At 71.2% G+C, this 13,739-nt stretch carries 14 protein-coding genes; 9 read left to right on the top strand and 5 right to left on the bottom strand.

The features are described 5' to 3' along the window. Positions 1-142: 142 nt before the first annotated feature. Entirely contained in the window at positions 143-1,018 is an 876-nt protein-coding gene (locus OG507_RS33905) for a DMT family transporter (RefSeq protein WP_327370922.1), read from the top strand. A gap of 151 nt (positions 1,019-1,169) precedes the next feature. After that, positions 1,170-1,595: a cold-shock protein gene (locus OG507_RS33900; RefSeq protein WP_327370921.1), complete on the top strand. Its 426-nt coding sequence runs from the start codon at positions 1,170-1,172 to the stop codon at positions 1,593-1,595. An 82-nt stretch (positions 1,596-1,677) separates the two neighbouring features. Here OG507_RS33900 and OG507_RS33895 read toward each other — a convergent pair whose 3' ends face one another. Further along, complete coding sequence (locus tag OG507_RS33895; protein WP_327370920.1) at positions 1,678-1,908, bottom strand: DUF6296 family protein; 231 nt, start codon at positions 1,906-1,908, stop codon at positions 1,678-1,680. Positions 1,909-2,151: 243 nt separating this feature from the next. On the opposite strand from OG507_RS33895, the gene OG507_RS33890 reads away from it, so the two are divergent. Both OG507_RS33890 and OG507_RS33885 read left to right on the top strand, forming a co-directional pair. Continuing rightward, positions 2,152-2,607, top strand: a complete 456-nt coding sequence (locus tag OG507_RS33890) for a DUF5709 domain-containing protein (RefSeq protein WP_327370919.1) — start codon at positions 2,152-2,154, stop codon at positions 2,605-2,607. 180 nt (positions 2,608-2,787) lie between these two features. Next, positions 2,788-3,156 (top strand): nuclear transport factor 2 family protein, encoded by a 369-nt coding sequence (locus tag OG507_RS33885; protein ID WP_327370918.1) that lies wholly within the window; start codon positions 2,788-2,790, stop codon positions 3,154-3,156. Positions 3,157-3,186: 30 nt separating this feature from the next. Here the strand turns inward: OG507_RS33885 and OG507_RS33880 are convergent, their stop codons facing one another. Continuing rightward, positions 3,187-3,687 carry an SRPBCC family protein gene (locus OG507_RS33880; RefSeq protein WP_327370917.1) on the bottom strand — a complete coding sequence of 167 codons (501 nt, stop codon included), beginning with the start codon at positions 3,685-3,687 and terminating at the stop codon, positions 3,187-3,189. A 188-nt stretch (positions 3,688-3,875) separates the two neighbouring features. Here OG507_RS33880 and OG507_RS33875 point away from each other — a divergent pair, with 188 nt between their 5' ends. After that, entirely contained in the window at positions 3,876-6,296 is a 2,421-nt protein-coding gene (locus OG507_RS33875) for an endonuclease/exonuclease/phosphatase family protein (RefSeq protein ID WP_327370916.1), read from the top strand. A gap of 89 nt (positions 6,297-6,385) precedes the next feature. Here the strand turns inward: OG507_RS33875 and OG507_RS33870 are convergent, their stop codons facing one another. From OG507_RS33870 to OG507_RS33860, 3 genes are read right to left on the bottom strand one after another with little or no spacing between them, the layout of a single operon-like run. Next, complete coding sequence (locus OG507_RS33870; protein WP_327370915.1) at positions 6,386-7,285, bottom strand: alpha/beta fold hydrolase; 900 nt, start codon at positions 7,283-7,285, stop codon at positions 6,386-6,388. Positions 7,286-7,304: 19 nt separating this feature from the next. Further along, positions 7,305-8,555, bottom strand: coding sequence for a beta-ketoacyl-[acyl-carrier-protein] synthase family protein (locus tag OG507_RS33865; protein ID WP_327370914.1), 1,251 nt, complete (start codon positions 8,553-8,555; stop codon positions 7,305-7,307). Beyond that, positions 8,552-8,785: an acyl carrier protein gene (locus tag OG507_RS33860; protein WP_327370913.1), complete on the bottom strand. Its 234-nt coding sequence runs from the start codon at positions 8,783-8,785 to the stop codon at positions 8,552-8,554. The genes OG507_RS33865 and OG507_RS33860 overlap by 4 nt, the downstream gene beginning before the upstream one ends. Before the next feature lie 297 nt (positions 8,786-9,082). Here OG507_RS33860 and OG507_RS33855 point away from each other — a divergent pair, with 297 nt between their 5' ends. The 4 genes from OG507_RS33855 to OG507_RS33840 all read left to right on the top strand — a co-directional run bounded on the left by OG507_RS33855 (position 9,083) and on the right by OG507_RS33840 (position 13,502). Further along, positions 9,083-9,784 (top strand): IclR family transcriptional regulator, encoded by a 702-nt coding sequence (locus OG507_RS33855; protein ID WP_327370912.1) that lies wholly within the window; start codon positions 9,083-9,085, stop codon positions 9,782-9,784. Between the two features lie 183 nt (positions 9,785-9,967). Then, positions 9,968-11,710 carry a bifunctional 3-(3-hydroxy-phenyl)propionate/3-hydroxycinnamic acid hydroxylase gene (locus OG507_RS33850; protein WP_327370911.1) on the top strand — a complete coding sequence of 581 codons (1,743 nt, stop codon included), beginning with the start codon at positions 9,968-9,970 and terminating at the stop codon, positions 11,708-11,710. After that, complete coding sequence (locus OG507_RS33845; protein WP_327370910.1) at positions 11,646-12,611, top strand: 3-carboxyethylcatechol 2,3-dioxygenase; 966 nt, start codon at positions 11,646-11,648, stop codon at positions 12,609-12,611. The genes OG507_RS33850 and OG507_RS33845 overlap by 65 nt, the downstream gene beginning before the upstream one ends. Before the next feature lie 12 nt (positions 12,612-12,623). Then, on the top strand, positions 12,624-13,502 hold the full coding sequence (locus OG507_RS33840; RefSeq protein WP_327370909.1) for an alpha/beta fold hydrolase: 879 nt from the start codon (positions 12,624-12,626) through the stop codon (positions 13,500-13,502). Positions 13,503-13,739: the final 237 nt, after the last annotated feature.

Genomic DNA, 13,739 nt, shown 5'->3' with positions numbered 1-13,739 from the left:
ACGGCACGCTACGCGGACTTGCGGACAGCTTCGGTCCGCATCGGGAGCGCGCACCCGGCGGACTCCCCCGGTCCTTGCGCCCCGCCATGCCGCCGCCCCGCAGGACCCCGGATCGTGGGCGCGCCGCCCGCATCATGGGTGCGTGATCAGTGTCCTGTTCGCCATCCTGACCGCAATCAGCAACGGCGCCGCCTCCGTTCTGCAGCGGCGCGCCGCCCGCACCGTGCCCGACAGCGAGGCGATGCACCTCTCGCTGATCGGGCATCTGCTGCGCCAGCGGGTGTGGCTCGCCGGGATCGGCCTGGTGATCGTCGCGGCCGTCTGCCAGGCCGTGGCGCTGGCGACGGGGCCGATCGCCCTGGTCCAGCCGATCTTTGTGATCGAGCTGCCGGCCACCCTGCTGATGGCCGGGTTCGCCCTGCGGGTCCGGATTCCCCGGGAGATCTGGTACGCGGTGGCGGCCGTGACCCTGGGGCTGGCCCTGGGCATGGCCTCCGCGGCACCGGGCGGCGGCAGCACTTCCGTGCGCGGAGCGGCCTGGATCACGGCGCTGATCCTGACCGGAATCTTCGAGGCCGTGCTGATCGGTGCGGCCCTCAATACCCGCGGCAACACCCGGGGCGCGCTGCTCGGACTCGCCGCCGCCTGCGGGTACGCGCTCACCGCCGCGCTCATGAAGGACGCCATGGCCCGGCTGGAAGGGGGCGGCGGGGCGGTCGCGCTCCTGACGTCCTGGCAGCTGTACGCCACCGCTGCCGCCGGAGTGGGCTCGCTGTTCCTCCTCCAGAACGCCCTCCAGGCGGGCATGCTGGTCGCCGTCCAGCCGATGCTGACCCTCGGTGACGCTCTGATCAGCGTCCTGTACGGCGTGACACTGTTCGGCGAGGAGCTGCGCACCGGGTGGTGGGTGCTGCCCGAACTGGTCGCGCTCGCCCTGATCACGGTGGGCTGCGTCGAGCTGGCCCGCTCCCCGCTGGCGTCCGGAACCGCGCCCCCGCCCGCCCGCAAGCTCAGGTGAGCCGGCCGCCGCCCCCGTCCCGTACCTCGCACCGGTCCGGGCGTTTTACGCGCGATCGGGTCGCGCCGCCCGGCCGCGCAGGTCTATTCTCCGGGCAAGCCATGTGTGGCGCACGGGCAAGGGGCCCGGTTTTTCTTTCCTGGGGGTTGGTGTGGTTTCTGGTCGCGTGGTGCGGTTCGACAGCGCACGGGGTTATGGCTTCATCTCACCGGATCATGGTGGTGAGGATGTGTTTCTCCATGTGAACGACATGTTGATCCCGGAGTCCTACGTACACACGGGTACGGCGGTCGAGTTCGAGATCGAGGACGGTGACCGCGGGCTGAAGGCGTCGTCCGTACGGCTCGCCGAGGGGCCCGACGGGAAGCCGCTGACTCCTCCGAGGCCCGCCGCGGTCCACATCTCCGGGTCGGCGGACGACGACAATCTGTGTGATGTGCTCACCGCGGCTGAGTACACCAAGGAGGTGACCGACGTCCTGTTGGAGTCGGCACCGACGCTGACGGGTGCTCAGATCCTCCAGGTCCGGAGCGGGTTGCTGCAGTTCGCCAAGAACCACGGCTGGACCGAGGGCTGACGCGGGCGGCGCCGCACCGGCCCGCAGTCCCGCAGCGCCCGGGGTCCGTCCGGTCACACGCCGGACGGGCCCCGGGCTCATGTCATGTGCTCAGCTCCCGCACCACCAGGGGCGTGCCCAGCACCTGGTGTCCCCCGGTGGCCAGCATCCGCACCTCTCCCCGGTCGCTGATCTCCGCACGCACGATTCCGGTCTCGTCCTCGTAGATGGGGTATCCGCCCGCCCCCGACTGCGCCGTACGCCGGACGGTCACCGTGTCGTCCTCCACGGCGGACGCCTGAAATACCAACTGGTAGCTCTCCGGGTAATCCATGGCGGTTCTCCCGTATCGACGGGGCAGGACATCGCCCGCCCACACCTTCCATCGTCCCCCGGACGGGCCGACCGCGCCCGGGCAGCGGTTCACGGCTGCGGGCTCATACCCGGGCCACTTATCCTGAAGCCATACGGGTGGTTCGACGGCACTCGGGCGCATACCGGAGATTTGCCCCCTTTCCCCCGAGTCGCGTGTGCGGCATGCACGGCCGGGATCCCCGAAACCGGGAAGGGACACACCATGAAGGAAGCCGACATGGGAGACGATGTCTACCAGCCCCAACAGCCTGAGGCCTCCGACCTGACCGAGCAGCTCGACATCGAGGACACCCTGGAGAACCGGGCAGGGCTCAGCGACCTGCTCGACGAGGGCTACTCGCCGCCCGAGCGACCGTGGGCAGTGGAGGACCAGGGCACCACGGCCGCCGAACAGCACCGTGGCGAGCCGCTGAACGGCCGTCTGGCACGGGAACTGCCCGAGGTGACCGAAGCCGTCGGCGACGATCTGGGAGATCTGCCCGAGGGTGACGGCGAGCTCTGGGACGGGGAGGTCGGCATGGCACGCGCCGGCCGCCTCACCCGGCAGCTGGACATCAACGAGCCGGACACCATGGCGGGCGAGGACGTCGGGATCGACGGAGCGGCCGCATCCGCCGAGGAAGCGGCCATGCATGTCGTACCGGACGGCCAGTGGTGAGGAGGTGCCCGTTTCCGCTCTCGCCTTACTGCAATATGACCTCTCACCGGCGGCGCTCCGGCCATGACCACTCATGACCTCGGAGGTAATCGACGCCTTCCGCGCCATCGGACATCGTGTTCCTCACGAGCACACGGGAGCCCGGCCCCAGAGGCCGGGGCGCGAGGAGAGGACAGCACGATGACCGCATACGAGGACGCCGTCCAGCGCTATTTCACCGCCTGGAACGCGGCCACCCCCGAGGATCTGGAGAAGGCCGTGGCGGCCGCCTTCACCGAGACCGCCACCTACACCGACCCGCTCGCCGACGTGCGCGGCCACGAGGGGCTCGCGGCCACGATCAGCGGGGTCCACCAGCAGTTCCCCGGCTTCGAGTTCCGGCCGGCCGGCACCCCGGACGGACACCACGACATCGTCCGCTTCAGCTGGGAGCTGGTCTCCGCCGCCGACGGCTCGACGCCCGTCGCCGGGTCGGATGTGCTCACCCTCGCCGCCGACGGGCGCATCACCTCGGTCAGCGGCTTCCTCGACCGGGTACCGGAGGACTGAGCCGGGTGCAGAGGGCGGGCCGGCCCGCCGTCAGGCCGGCTCGTCCAGGAACTTTCCGCCCTCCAGGAGGGTCTTGAGCGACGAGAGGATCACGATCCAGCCGCCGCTGACGCCCTCCAGCATCTTGCTGTCCGGGCTGTCGAACCCGTCGTGGGTGATCGTCAGCTTGATGCCCATCTCGGGCGACTCGGCCGGCTCGATATCGAAGGCGACCTTCGACCGCTCCCGGACGGCCTGCTCCCACTCCTCGTCCGAGGCGAAGTCGAACATCTGGCGGTGCATGGGCTGCAGGGTGTGCCAGGTGTACGAGAGCCGCTTGCCGGGCTCCGCCTCCAGGACCCGCTGGCCGACCTCCTCGAACTCGCCGTCCGGGTCCATCTTCCAGCGGACCGGCGCGCCGGCCTCCCAGGTCGAATCGGGGCCGTAACCGCCCATGTAGATCTTGATGAACTCGGCGTCGGTCAGGGCCTGGTAGAGCTGCTCGGCCGTGGTCTGGATGTAGATGGCGTAGACGAACTCGGGCTTGCTCATGACCGTTCCTTCCACGGCCCCCCTTCACCTTAGGCAATCTTTTGGTTGCGCGCCCGGTCGGGGCCGGCCCGGAGATCCGGCGCCCGCAGGCCGCCCAAACGATTTGTGGAATTAACTTCTGATGTCTTGTCATGACCGGGTCTACGCGCATAGCTTTTGCCGTCACCACACTTCGGGAGCAGCCCACCGTGTACATATCCAGACCCCGTTCCGTCCTGCTGGCCGGCGCCGTCGCCGTAACGCTGTCGGCCACCGCGCTGCCCGCCGCCTTCGCGGCTCCGTCCTCGACCGCCGTGATCTCCGAGGCGTACGGCGGCGGGGGCAATTCGGGTGCGACGCTCACCCGCGACTTCATCGAGCTGGCCAACGCCGGTTCCGCCGCGTACGACCTGTCCGGCCTCAGCGTGCAGTACCTGCCGGCCTCGCCCTCCGCCGGTTCGCTGTGGCAGGTGTCCGCGCTGAGCGGGTCCGTCGCCCCCGGCGGCCGCTACCTCGTCGCCGAGGCCGCGGGCACCGGCGGCACCGTCGCCCTGCCGACGCCGGACGCCACCGGCACGGTCGCGATGGCGGCCGGCGGCGGAACCGTCGCGCTCGTCTCCGGCACGACCGCGCTGACCTGCAAGACGGCGGCCGACTGCGCTGCCGACACACGGATCGTGGACCTCGTCGGCTACGGCTCCGCGGTCGTACGGGAGGGCAGCGGCCCGGCGGCGGGGGCGTCGAACACCTCCTCGGTGGCGCGCGGTACGTCCCTCGCCGACACCGACGACAACGCCGCCGACCTCACCGCGGGCGCCCCGACGCCGGTCAACTCGGCCGGTGAGACATCCGGCGGCGGTTCCGGCCCCGAGGACCCCGGCGGCCCGACCGAACCCGGCACCGTCCGGATCCACGACATCCAGGGCACCACCCGTGTCTCGCCGCTGGACGGCCAGGCGGTCACCGGCGTCCCCGGCATCGTCACCGGCGTACGGACCTCCGGTTCGCGCGGCTTCTGGATCCAGGACAGCGCACCGGACGCGGACGCCCGTACCGCCGAGGGTGTGTTCGTCTACACCGGATCCGCCGCGCCGGCCGTCGCCGTCGGCGACTCGGTGCTGGTCAGCGGCAAGGTGGACGAGTACTACCCGTCGTCGACCACCCAGTCCATCACCGAGATCACCGCCCCGAAGACGACGGTCCTGTCCTCGGGCAACGCGCTGCCGGCCCCGGTCGTGCTCGACGCGGCCTCGGTGCCGGACGCGTACATCCCCTCGGCCGACGGCGGTTCGATCGACCCGCTGACGCTCGACCCGTCGGCGTACGCCCTCGACCGCTACGAGTCGCTCGAAGGCACGCGCGTCGAGATCGCCGACACCCGGGTGACGGGTGCGACGACCGCGTACAACGAGGTCTGGGTGACGGTGAAGCCGCGCGAGAACCCGACCCGGCGCGGCGGCACGCTGTACTCCTCGTACACCGACCAGAACACCGGCCGGATCAAGGTGATGTCGCTCGACACCACCCGCCCGTTCCCCGTCGCGAACGTCGGTGACGTGCTGTCCGGCGCCACCACCGGAGTCCTGGACTACGACTCCTACGGCGGCTACAACCTCCAGGCCACCGAGCTCGGCACGCTCACCGACCACCACCTGCGGCGTGAGGTCACCCGGAAGCAGAAGGGCAAGGAGCTCGCCGTCGCCACGTACAACGTGGAGAACCTGGACGCGCTCGACGAGCAGGGCAAGTTCGACACCCTCGCCGAGGGCGTCGCGGTCAACCTCTCGTCCCCGGACATCGTGTCGCTGGAGGAGATCCAGGACGACAACGGTGCGGTGAACGACGGCACGGTCGGCTCCGACGCGACGCTCAAGCGGTTCACCGACGCGATCGTCGCGGCGGGCGGCCCGCAGTACGCGTGGCGCTACATCGTCCCCGAGAACGGCAAGGACGGCGGCGAGCCCGGCGGCAACATCCGCAACGTCTTCCTCTTCAACCCCGAGCGGGTCGACTTCGTGGACCGCGCGGGCGGCGACGCGACCACCGCCGTGACGGCCGTGAAGACGAAGAAGGGCGTCACCCTGTCGGCCTCGCCCGGCCGGATCGCCCCGACCAGCGACGCGTGGGACGACAGCCGCAAGCCGCTCGTCGGTGAGTTCCGCTTCCACGGGAAGCCGGTCTTCGTCATCGGCAACCACTTCGCCTCCAAGGGCGGCGACCAGCCCCTGCACGGCCGGTACCAGGAGCCGACGCGCAGCTCGGAGACGAAGCGGGTGAAGCAGGCGACGGAGGTGAACACCTTCGTCAAGTCGCTGCTGGCAGTGGACAAGTCGGCGCGGGTCATCACACTCGGCGACCTCAACGACTTCGCGTTCTCGCCGACGGTGAACGCGCTGACCGGCGGCAAGGTGCTCAAGCCCCTGATCACCACGCTGCCCGCGAGCGAGCAGTACAGCTATGTGTACGAGGGCAACTCGCAGACGCTGGACCACATCCTGACCAGCCCCGGCATCCGCCGCTTCGACTACGACGTGGTGCACATCAACGCGGAGTTCGCCGACCAGGCGAGCGACCACGACCCGCAGATCGTGCGGGTGGACGTCAACGCCAAGGGCCACGGCGGGCACTGACCCCCGAGCCCGTGGGAGGGGCCGGCCGGGGAGCAATTCCACCGGCCGGCCCCTCCCGCGTCGCACCCCGACGGCCCCGGACCTGCCCCTCACACCCCGTGCACCGGACGCATCCCCGCCGACTGGCGCGGGAGCACGGCCGACCCCGGCGCCGCCTCCAGCGAGCAGTCCGTGAAGAAGCGGGCCACGAGGTCCGCGACATCGTCCGGGCGCTCCAGGACGACCCAGTGGTCGGACTCCCCGATCGTGACGAATCTGCTGCCCTCGATCGTGGCGGCGAAGGCACGCTGCCGCTCGGGCGAGGTCACCGTGTCGTGCTCGCCCGCGAAGACGAGCGCCGGTACGCCGGTCAGCCCGCCGGAGAAGTCCGGCCGGTGCCCCAGCGACCGGTGCAGCGACTGCGCGGCGTGCGGGGAGTGGGTGAGGGCGTGCAGGAACGAGCGCCGGACGTAGCGGCGGGCCAGCTCCCCGCGGTGGACCGGGCGTTCGGGGTCCAGACACATCAGCGCCGCGGCGGCCAGGGTGGCGAACCCCTCCGTGTCACCGGTCGCCAGCCGGTCCACGGCGCGGCCCCACCGGGTGCGCTGGGCGTCGCTGATGTGGGCCGGTACGCCGCCGAGGATCAGCCGGGCGATGCGGCCGGGGTACTGCCGGGCGCAGCCGAAGGCGATCGATGCGCCGTAGGAGAACCCGAAGAGGTTGACCCTGGGCACGTTCAGATCGTCGATGATGCCCGCGACGGCGGCGTGCAGGATGTCCTCCCCCGTGCCGGGCGGGAGCGGGTCCGCGCCGCCCATGCCGGGCAGGTCGGCGGTGACGACGGAGGCGAACGGCCCCAGGTGGTCGTCCATCTGGGGCCAGCCGTACATCCCCTGGAGCGCGCCGCCGAGCACGATGACCGGTTCGGTGCGCGGCACGGGCTGCCGCAGGACCCGGTAGCCGTAGCGCAGCCCGTGCACCGACAGGGTCCGGATTGTCTCCTCGGCCATGATGGTCCTCGCTTTTGGGTCAGGCCCTGGTGAGGACGAGTGCGGCGTTGTGGCCGCCGAAGCCGAGCGAGGTCTTGACGGCCGCGTCGAACGCCCCCGGCCGGGCCTCCTTGCGCACCACGTCGATGGGGATCTCGGGGTCGGGGGCGTCGAGATTCACGGTGGGCGGCACGAGCCGGTGCTGGAGCGCCAGCACGGTCAGTGCGGCTTCGATGCCGCCCGCCGCGCCGAGAGTGTGTCCGGTCATCGCCTTCGTCGAGGTGACCAGGGGATGCTCGCCGAGGACCCGGCGCAGCATGGTCGCCTCGATCAGGTCGTTGGAGACGGTGGAGGTGCCATGGGCGTTGACATGGCCGATGTCCTGGGCGCCGACCCCGGCGTCCGCGAGCGCGGTGCGCAGCGCCCGTTCGATGCCGAGGCCCTCGGGGTCCGGGGCGACGGCGGAGTGGGCGTCGCTGGAGGCCCCGTATCCGGCGATGTGCGCGCGGACGGCGGCGCCGCGGGCGCGGGCGTGTTCCAGCCGTTCGAGTACGAGGAGCCCGGCGCCCTCGCCGACGACGAAGCCGTCCCGGTGGGTGTCGAACGGGCGGCAGGCCGCCTCGGGGTCGTCGCGCCGGGTGGAGACGGCCTTCAGCTGGCAGGCGCTGGCGATCAGCAGCCGGGAGCAGACCGATTCGGCGCCGCCCGCGATGACGATGTCGCAGGCTCCGGTGCGGAGCATCTGGTGGGCGGTGCCGATGGCGACGGTGCCGGAGGAGCAGGCGGTGGAGACGGCCTGGCTCGGGCCGCGGGCGCCGAGGTCGGTGGCGACGCTGCTGGCCGCTGCGTTGACGACGGTGAGCGGGGCGAGTTTCGGGGAGACTCGGCGCGCGCCTCGCTCGACGAGGAGGGTGTGCTGTTCGTCGTAGAAGGGCAGTCCGCCGTGTGCGGAGCCGATGACGACGCCGACCCGTCCGCTGTCCCAGACCGAGGGGTCGAGACCGGCGTCGGCGACGGCCTCTCGGGCCGCGAGGACGGCCAGCTGTGAGAAGCGGTCCATCAGCCGCGCGGCGGCCACGCCGAGCAGGGCCCGCGTGTCGAGGCCGGTGATGGTGTACATGAAGTCGCAGGGCAGGTCGTGGAGTTCGGGCCGTCGCAGGACGGAGGGTGCGGTGACGGCCTCCGAGACCGTACGCCAGGTGGCTTCGGCCCCCGCCCCCGCCGCGGTGATGAGCCCGAGGCCGGTGACGGCGGCGGCGAACGGCGCGGGGCGCTGTGGACGGGCACTCATGCGGCGGCCTTGCGGTGCACTGCGGCGACGAGTTCCCCGACGGTGTCGCGCGAGGTCAGCTGGACGTCGTCGAGGTCGACGCCCATGCGGTCCTCGATGAGAAGCCTGAGTTCCTCCAACGCCAGTGAATCCAGCCTGAGTTGGCGGAGCGGTACCTCGGACCGGATGGCGAGGGGATCGGTTCCGAAGTTCGCCGCCAGCAAGGCGCTGATCTCTTCTGCCGTGCTCATGCGGCACTCCTGCGCTCTCGTACGCGGTGACGCCCTGCCGCGTGAGGTGTGAGTGCCGTTCGGGGGACGCCGGCTGGTCCGGAGGAACCCTTTATACGCCTTCGTGAAAGGGACGCCGGTACGCGTTCCCCCGTGCGGAGGGGGGACGTCCAGGTGTACGAATCCGCGGGCCCGTCGGGAAGGGCATGCACCCGGAGGCCGGGGCCCGTCCGACTCCCCCTAAGGGCCTTTCGTTTGGATCTCGCCGGGGCACGCGAGCCCAGCAAGATCCAAACGAAAGGCCCTTAGGATTGCCCGGTGAGCGAGAAGCCGGTTCCCGAGAAGACGTCGCCCCGCCCCAGCGGATCCCAGACCCTGGCCAGGGGCCTCTCCGCGCTCGGTCTTGTGGCCGGGACGCCGCAGGGGCTCGCGGTGCAGGATGTGGCGGACCGGCTGGGCGTGCACCGCACCATCGCGTACCGCATTCTCACCACCCTGGCGGAGTTCCGGCTGGTGTTCCGGGGGACGGACGGACGCTACCGGGCGGGTTCGGGTACGGCGGCGCTGGCGCGCGGTTATGCGGCCGGGATCAGGGAGGCCGCGCTTCCGGTGCTGCGGCGGACCGCCGACGAGCTCGGGGCCACGGTGGCGCTGATCGCTGCGGAGGGCGACGACGCGGTGGCGGTCGCGGTGGTGGAGCCGCAGTCGGTCGACTATCACCTCTCCTACCGGGTCGGCAGCCGCAACCCCATCGGGGTCGGCGCGGCCGGTCTGGCGCTGGCCTCGTTCCGGGCGCCGTCGGCGGATGATCCGGCGGAGCTGGTGGAAGTGCGCGAGCGGGGGTACGCGACGACGTTCGGGCAGGTGGAGCCGGGAGCCTTCGGGGTCGCCGTACCGCTGCGGCTGGCCGATCCGGCGATGCAGCTGTGCGTGAATCTGATCACCACCCGCGAGGACGTGGCGCGCGCCTCGGTCCCGGGCATGGTGGCGGCCGCCAAGGAGATCTCCGTAAACGCCTGACCTGCTCGTTCCCGATCGGCCTCGGCCCCTCGCGCAGTAGCGCGGGGGGTCTTTCTCATACCGCTTCCCCGCCGGGAGGGTCTTGACAGCGCCACCTCACACCCTCGACGATGCGAATAACGCACGGCCATGACCGTTAAATGAACACATCGGGTCGGCCCTGTTACGACAAGGGAGTCGCGTATGTCCCACCCCCACTCCGCGCCGAGCCGGAGACCAGCCCAGCCGGACGAGCCCGTCGACCCGGTCGACGTACTGATCGTCGGTGCCGGGCCCGTCGGGCTCACCCTCGCCAATCAGCTCGGCCTCTGCGGCATCCGTACGCTGCTGGTCGAGGCGGGCGATCAGCTCATCGACTATCCGCGCGGCGTCGGCATGGACGACGAATGCCTGCGCGCCTTCCAGCAGATAGCGCTCATCGACGAGATCCGCCGGCACACCACCCCGAACCAGATCATGCGGTTCGTGAACGGCAACGGCACTCTGCTGGCCGAACTCGACCCCCGCACCGACGAGTTCGGCTGGCCCCGCCGCAACGGCTTCATCCAGCCGCTCGTCGACGCCGAACTCCTCAAGGGCGCCCGCAGGTTCGACACCGTTGAGATCCGCTTCGGCCACCGCATGGAGGGCTTCGCCGAGCGCGCCGACGGTGTCGATGTCGACCTGATCGGCCCCGGGGGCGCCCCGCTCACCGTCCGCGCCCGTTACCTCGTGGGCGCGGACGGGGGCCGGTCGCAGACCCGCAAGCTGCTCGGCCTGCCCTTCGAGGGACGTACGGAACCCAGCCGCTGGCTCGTCGTCGACCTGCGCAACGACCCGCTCGGCAGCCCCAACGCGTACATGGGCTGCGATCCTTCGCGCCCCTATGTCTCCATCGGACTGCCGCACGGCATCCGGCGCTTCGAACTCATGCTGCGCCCCGAGGAGGACGAGGCCTTCATCGCGGACGAGAGCCGGCTGCACCGGATGCTCGCCCCGCTCATCCCCGACCCGGCCCGCGCCGACATCATCCGGCGCCGCGCCTACACCCACAACTCCCGGGTCGCGGGCGCCTTCCGCAAGGGCCGTGTCATGGTGGCGGGCGACGCCGCACATCTGATGCCGGTCTGGCAGGGGCAGGGCTTCAACAGCGGCATCCGCGACGCCGCGAACCTCGGCTGGAAGCTCGCCTGCGTGCTGCACGGCGGGGCGAGCGAACGCCTGCTGGACAGTTACGACACCGAGCGCCGCCCGCACGCCGCCGCGATGGTCGACCTCTCGGACAAGGTGGGCCGGGTCATCTCCCCCACCAACCGCTGGCTGGCCGGTGCCCGTGACGCGGTGCTGCGCGGACTCGGGGCCGTACCCGCGGCCAAGGACTACGTCACCCAGATGAAGTTCAAGCCGATGCCGTTCTACGAGCGCGGTGCGGTCGTCCACCCCACCGCGCTCGCCAAGAACGCCGCACCCTGCGTGGGACGGCTCTTCATCCAGCCGAAGGTCACCACCCGGGACGGCGCACAGCCGCTGCTCGACGAGGTGACCGGACCCTGGTTCACCGTCCTCGCCTGGAACAACGACCCGCTCGCACTGCTGGACGACGAGGCCCGCGAGACCTGGCAACGGCTCGGCGCCCGCTTCGTCGAGGCGCGGCCCATGGAGCAGCTCCACTGGGAGGGCCCCCGGGAGCAGCCGGACGCCGAAGGGCCCGTGGTCGTCGGTGACCACACCGGCCGGCTCAAGGCGTGGTTCGACCGGCGCCCCGAGTCGTTCGTCGTGCTCCGGCCCGACCGCTTCGTCGCCGGTGCCGCCCTCGCCCAGCAGGCCTCGGCCCTGACCCGCCGCCTCGCCGAGGCGCTCCACCTGATTCCCGGAGGCTTTGATGTCCCTCGCCCTGTGCTGCCTGTCGCACTCGCCGCTGATGGAGTTCGTACACCCGTCGCCTGAGGTACGGGCCCGGGTCGACGAAGCGCTCGCCGGTGCACGGGACTTCGTCACCGCGTACGACCCGGAACTGGTCGTGATCTTCGCGCCGGACCACTACAACGGCTTCTTCTACGACATGATGCCGCCGTTCTGCGTGGGCGGCCGGGCCGAGGCCGTCGGCGACTTCAGGACCCCCGCGGGGGCGCTCTCCGTCGACCACGACGCGGCGCTCGCCCTCACCCGCGCCGCGCTGGACGCCGGGATCGATGTGGCGCTCTCCGAGCGGATGATCGTCGACCACGGTTTCTCGCAGCCGCTGGACATCCTGTTCGGCGGCATCGGCAGGCGTCCGGTCGTGCCGGTGTTCATCAACTCCGTCGCCGCGCCGTTCGCGCCCGTCTCCCGGATCCGGGAGTTCGGCGAGGCCCTCGGCCGGGCGGCCCGCGATCTCGACAGGCGGGTGCTGTTCATCGGCTCGGGCGGCCTCTCGCACGATCCGCCGGTCCCGCGCATGGCGGACGCGGACACCGAGGAGGAGGTCGCGAGGCTGATCGACAACCGCAACCCCTCGCCGCAGGCGCGCGCCGCCCGCGAGGCCCGCACCATCGCCGCGGCCGAGGCGTTCGCCGCGGGCGGCGGCGGACTCCACCCGCTCAACCCGGCCTGGGACAACCTGGTGCTCGACACCCTCGGCGCGGGCGACCTCGGCAAGGTCGACGGGTGGAGCACCGACTGGTTCGCCGAGCAGGCGGGCAACTCCGCGCACGAGGTCCGTACCTGGATCGCCGCGTACGCCGCGCTGTCGGCCGCAGGCCCGTACCACATGGAAAGCCGCTACTACGAGGCGATCGAGGCCTGGATCGCGGGCTTCGCCGTGACCACCGCGCTCCCCCTCCCCCGCTCTCTCCCCCAAGACCGATAAGGACACCGCACCATGACTCTCCACCCCTCCGTCTGGCTCGGTTTCGCCGCCACCGGCTTTTGCCTCCAGCACCTGCGGGTCGGCGACTGGAACACCCGCGTGCTCACCGCGGGCCCCGAGGACGGCGAGGCGCTCGTCCTGATGCACGGCACCGGCGGACACCTGGAGGCGTACGCACAGAACGTCGCCGCCTTCGCCGAGGCCGGCTACCGCGTCATCGCGTACGACTTCCCCGGCCACGCGGGCACCACGCACGCCACCGAGGACGTCGAACTCCCCACCTACGTCGGCCACTTGCGCGATCTCCTGGACACCTTGGGCATCGAGAAGGCGCACCTCAACGGTGAGTCGCTCGGCGGCTGGGTGGCGGTCAAGTTCGCCGCGCGGTACCCGGACCGGGTGCTGAAGACCGTACTGAACACACCGGGCGGGACGATGGCCAGGCCCGAGGTGATGGAGCGGCTGCGTACGCTCTCGCAGGCCGCCGCCGACGACCCGTCCGCCGAGCGGGTGCGGGCCCGACTGGAGTGGCTGATGGCCGACAGGGCAACCGTCACCGATGAACTCGTCGCGATCCGCGCAGGTCACTACGGCCGCCCCGGATACGCCTCTTCGGCGCGCTTCATCCTCTGCCTCCAGGACCCGGAGATCCGACGACGCAACATGGTCACCGACGAGGACCTGGCGGCCGTCAAGGCCCCGACGCTCGTGGTGTGGACCTCCGACGACCCCTCGGGCCCCGCGAAGGCGGGCCTGGAGATGGCGGAGAAGATCGGCGGCGCCCGCTTCCAGCTGGTGACCGGCGCGGGCCACTGGCCGCAGTGGGAGCAGGCCGCCGTGTTCAACGAGCTGGTGCTGGACTTCCTCGCATCGGACGGGGAGCAGAAGTAGGCGCCGCCGCCCTGGACTACACCCGGCGCGCAGAGGCCGCCCGGCTGCTGCCTGCTCCATGCCGAGCGGGCCGGTGAGCGGTACGGCCCTGCCCGGTGACCGCCGATCAGGCCACCGGGCAGGGCTCCGACCTGCGCTTCAACTGCGTAGGGGTGAAAGAGGGTTCGACACGCGTTCAAGTGGTTGTCATGCCCTGAACACGCCGATAGCTTGAGCGGGCTTCGGCCCCTCGGCCCA

The organism is Streptomyces sp. NBC_01217 (assembly GCF_035994185.1).
In the GTDB taxonomy this organism is placed as follows: Bacteria; Actinomycetota; Actinomycetes; order Streptomycetales; family Streptomycetaceae; genus Streptomyces.
This window is presented reverse-complemented; position numbering and strand designations above follow the sequence as displayed.